Origin of the sequence: Microcoleus sp. Pol11C3 (genome assembly GCF_036701485.1) — a bacterium.
GTDB lineage: Bacteria > Cyanobacteriota > Cyanobacteriia > Cyanobacteriales > Microcoleaceae > Microcoleus.
Map to the genome: position 1 here is coordinate 1 of NZ_JAUBQW010000241.1, position 4,047 is coordinate 4,047.

Consider the following 4,047-nt stretch of genomic DNA (forward strand, 5'->3'; position numbering starts at 1 on the left):
TTTTTTTCTAATTAACTATTTTTATCGATTTTATCATGATCTTGCCTCTGTCTCACATTTATTTGAAATGACTATACTAACGATCTGCTGAAAAAAATTCAATGTATACCAATTAGTGAGTTAGCCGTGGTTGGTAGAGCCGTGATGGATAGACTCGCGGCGGCGGCTGAGTCGTCTGGGAAATATAGTTGATGTATCACTTCGTAAGTAGACTGGTAGATACGGTTGAGTAACCTTCGAGTCGTGAACATCCAAAATAGACAAAAACTTAGCGAAATCATCAAAACTGCTCGCGGAACAATGAGTCAGCGAGCGTTTGGTAGGCTTTTGGGCGTTTCCGCTACCCCTGTTCAGCTTTGGGAAAGGGGCGATACGGTTCCTGATACTGAAAACTTGGCTAAGCTTGCTGCGAGAGCTGGTTATTCGCTGGAAGAACTTCTGAGATTTTTGGATGGGAAGCCAGTTTCAGATCCGTTAGATATTCAAGATATTGTCACTAAAATTAGGTTCTTGCCTCTGAGTCAGGTGGCGCTAATTGGCAAAGCTGTCGCGGAGAGATTCGCTGCGTCGGCTGAGGCTGCTGGGGAATGAGTATTAGGCAGATTTATCTGTAAACTAGGAATTTATGTGGCTTCTGTTTTGTATTGGAAAAAAAGGCAGGTACTCTGACGGGGTGATAACCACCCTGAAACACTTCTCTCTCGCTCTTTTGTCACTCTTAGCAGAGAAGTTTGTGTAATCCTTTCTCTTTATGGATTATGTCTTTTCTTTCATAAAAGACCTAACCTATCAGAAAATAAAGCCCGAAGTCTAGACAGCCTAAGCTTTTCAGAGGATAAATTTTATTTTAATATCATCATAGTGATAGAAGAGCGATATATCGACAGGGCATTTAGGGTGATATGCTGATGAGGCTTGGAACCTAATGCTATAAAGACACTAATGGAATTGGTTGAGTTAGCCAAAAGCTTTGAAAAACAAGCCCGAAAAGTTTCTGAAATGTCAGAAGCCTTTGCTCAAAAGTACTAAAGCAGATTAGCAGATAGGTTTAATATAAATGAAAGTTAAAACTTTAGAAATGGAAAGCTTCCGAGGACTCCGCGATCTAACCGTAGAGTTTGATTCTACTGAACCTACCCTACTGGTTGGTATCAACGGTTCGGGAAAATCAAGTATTCTTGACTGCATCGCTACTCTGTTGTCACATTTTATTACTGAAATTCAAGAACCTGGTGGTTATCAAGCTTCTACTAGCGGTCAGTCTCCTGTAGGAAAAGGCATAGAAAGAACTTTTTTTAATAATGAAGATATTACCAATGGGAAAAATAAAACCGATAATAAAATTACAATTTTAATTGACTCGCAGGAAATCACATGGAATATTTATAGAGTAATAGATAAAACACGTCCTCGTCCTGATGGAGCTGATCTGACAAAATTACAAGGAATTGGTTTAAACCTAGAGCAGAAACTATCAACTAATTCTCAAATTAATTTACCTTTGCTAGTTTACTACCATGTAAATAGAGAATTTTTTGATAGTCAAGATCATAGTCAAGAAAAAAAATCATATACCTATAATCAACTCGAAGCTTATGATCGAGCTCTTACAGGAACCCGAATTAGTTTTAATAAATTCTTTGAGTGGTTTAAAGAGCTTGAAGATTTAGAAAATGAACTATTCCGTTATAACTCTAGTTATTGTAATCCTTTACTAGAAGCAGTGAGAAGGGCGATATATTCACTTTTAGGTGAAGAATTATCAATGCTGCGGATACGAAGATCCCCATTGCGAATGACTATGATGAAAAAAAGTTATGAACTGATTATCAACCAACAATTATCAGATGGGGAAAAAGGTTTACTCGCAATGGCGGGGGATCTAGCAAGACGTTTGGCAATTGCAAATCCAGGTCTTCCAGATCCACTTCAAGGTGAGGGAATTGTTCTTATTGACGAGATTGAGTTACACCTTCACCCTAAGTTGCAACGTAAAATTATTCCTAGTCTGAAAAATACATTCCCTAAGTGTCAGTTTATTATCACCACCCATTCACCGCAGGTTATCAGTGAGGTAAAGTCGGTATACCTTCTAAGATCAATACCAGAAGGGATTTTTGCAGAGCAGCGACAAACTTTTGGACAAGATAGCAGTCGAATTCTTGAAGAACTCATGGGTGTACCAGATCGTCCAGAGGATATCAAGAAAAGACTCCGTGAGTTATTTAGACTCATTGATGATGGCAAGATTACTGAAGCTAAACGAATGCAAGAGGAACTCGAAAAAGAAATTGGAGATGATCCAGAGTTTGCTAGTGCAGATATGTTGATCAGGAGCCAGGAGATTTTAGCAGAATGAGATACATAAAAAAACAAGATCATGAGCCTGATTGCCTTACTAAATTCAAGCAAGAGTTCTTGGAATGGAAAAGGAAAGATGACCCACAGTGGGAATTTAGTAAGCTTGATTGGGATGATTTTAAAAATCCACATAAAGCTGAACTTCTTAATGTTCTATTGAAAGAGCAAGGTTATATTTGTTGCTACTGTGGAAGACGCATAAGCAGTAGTCATAATAGCCACATTGAGCATCTAAAGCCTAAATCTAAAAGTCGCAGCCCTTCCTATGCAGACCTAGTAGTTACATATACCAATTTGTTAGCTTCCTGCAATGGATATACGGAAGAACAGGAATTGGAATATAAAGAAAAGTTAAAACAAAAGCGAGACACGCCAAAACCCGCACAGGAATTCTGTGGAGCTAAAAAAGGTGAGTGGTACGATGACAATTTAACAGTCTCTCCTTTAATAGAAAACTGTGCTGAATACTTTACTTATACGGCTGCTGGAGAAATTCGCTCGGCTAATATCACTCCAATCATGAAGAAGGCTGCGGATCAAACAATTATTCAATTGGGGCTACATAATGAAAAACTTATAAGAGAAAGAAAAAAGGTAATTCAAGATACCTTAAAGCATATCCTTATCAAACAATTTTCCAGTCAAGAGTTACAAAAATTAATTCAAGGATATGATAAACTTGATAATCAGGGTGAATATGTACGTTTTTGTGCTGTGGTTTTATCTTTTCTCAAGCAGGAGTACAGTGTTAAGAAAAAAAGTGGTTTATAAGTGTAAACGCCTCCTCCACCTATTCTCCCCACTTCGGGTCATGTACCCAAATCTGGCATTCATCGACCTGTAACAAATCCAGCAAAAGCTCTCTCTCCGCATCGGGAAGCACCGGAAACGGATTGTAGGAAGACAAAGCACACGATCTCACCCTCACCTTTCTACAACCTTCTCCGATCGCCTGCTTTAAAGGTTTTTGAAGTCCGTGAAGCGAAGCTATCCCCTAGGGAATCGCCCTCCCACTCAAATCGCTTCCACTCCATCATACTTTCAAAGATTCTCGCTGCTGCTCCCTAGTAGGCACTCCATAAGCAGTATAAAGTCTAACATCAAGCGGTTCAAGCCCCAAAACAATTGATTCGGCAGGAACTCCCGCTGCAACTAACTCCTCAGCAATCAGGCGATCGGTATTATTTCCTTGAATCCACACCTGACCGTCAATAATATCAATATGAATCACGCAATGGTGAATGCGCTGCTCATTAAACCAACCTATATTTATTAACATATAACGGTCATTTTCCAAATCAAAAATTATTTCATTTTGCGTCCCACTGTCAAAAACGGGAATCTCTGCGTATTCAGTAAGGAGCTGCTTAACAAGTTTGCGATAATTATTTAAGCTATCCATTGTACTATTTCCTCTATTTTTGGGTTGAAAACAACCAAATTTAGGCGGTTATTATCTAGCAATATCTGACCAAAACTTTCTCCTTCAAAAAGCTCTGTAAAAGCATTTAGTGGAATCGCAAGATACAGTTGTCTTTCTGATTCCGTCCGTTTTAAGATGTCATAGTAAAGAGTATATTGACCCAAAGCTTGCTCTAAATCTGCAATTCTATAGCATTTATCGAAAAGATGAGGTATGATATAACTGACTTGAAAGGAGTGAAAAATATAAGACCCCAAAATGTT

Annotated in this window: 5 protein-coding genes; 3 read left to right on the forward strand and 2 right to left on the reverse strand. The window is 38.6% G+C overall.

Translation table 11 applies throughout. The annotated features are described in order from the left end of the window. Positions 1–300 precede the first annotated feature (300 nt). The 3 genes from QUA40_RS27895 to QUA40_RS27905 all read left to right on the forward strand — a co-directional run bounded on the left by QUA40_RS27895 (position 301) and on the right by QUA40_RS27905 (position 3,132). Positions 301–591: a helix-turn-helix transcriptional regulator gene (locus QUA40_RS27895; protein ID WP_333131835.1), complete on the forward strand. Its 291-nt coding sequence runs from the start codon at positions 301–303 to the stop codon at positions 589–591. A 466-nt stretch (positions 592–1,057) separates the two neighbouring features. Beyond that, positions 1,058–2,359 carry an AAA family ATPase gene (locus QUA40_RS27900; protein WP_333131837.1) on the forward strand — a complete coding sequence of 434 codons (1,302 nt, stop codon included), beginning with the start codon at positions 1,058–1,060 and terminating at the stop codon, positions 2,357–2,359. Further along, a complete protein-coding gene (locus QUA40_RS27905; RefSeq protein WP_333131839.1) occupies positions 2,356–3,132 on the forward strand; it encodes a retron system putative HNH endonuclease in 777 nt (258 codons plus the stop codon). Before QUA40_RS27900 ends, QUA40_RS27905 begins: the two co-directional genes overlap by 4 nt. A 262-nt stretch (positions 3,133–3,394) precedes the next feature. Here the strand turns inward: QUA40_RS27905 and QUA40_RS27910 are convergent, their stop codons facing one another. Next, on the reverse strand, positions 3,395–3,763 hold the full coding sequence (locus QUA40_RS27910) for a XisI protein (protein ID WP_333131841.1): 369 nt from the start codon (positions 3,761–3,763) through the stop codon (positions 3,395–3,397). Next, on the reverse strand, positions 3,751–4,047 hold a 297-nt coding region (locus QUA40_RS27915), incomplete at its 5' end, for an element excision factor XisH family protein (RefSeq protein WP_333131843.1). The genes QUA40_RS27910 and QUA40_RS27915, both read right to left, overlap by 13 nt.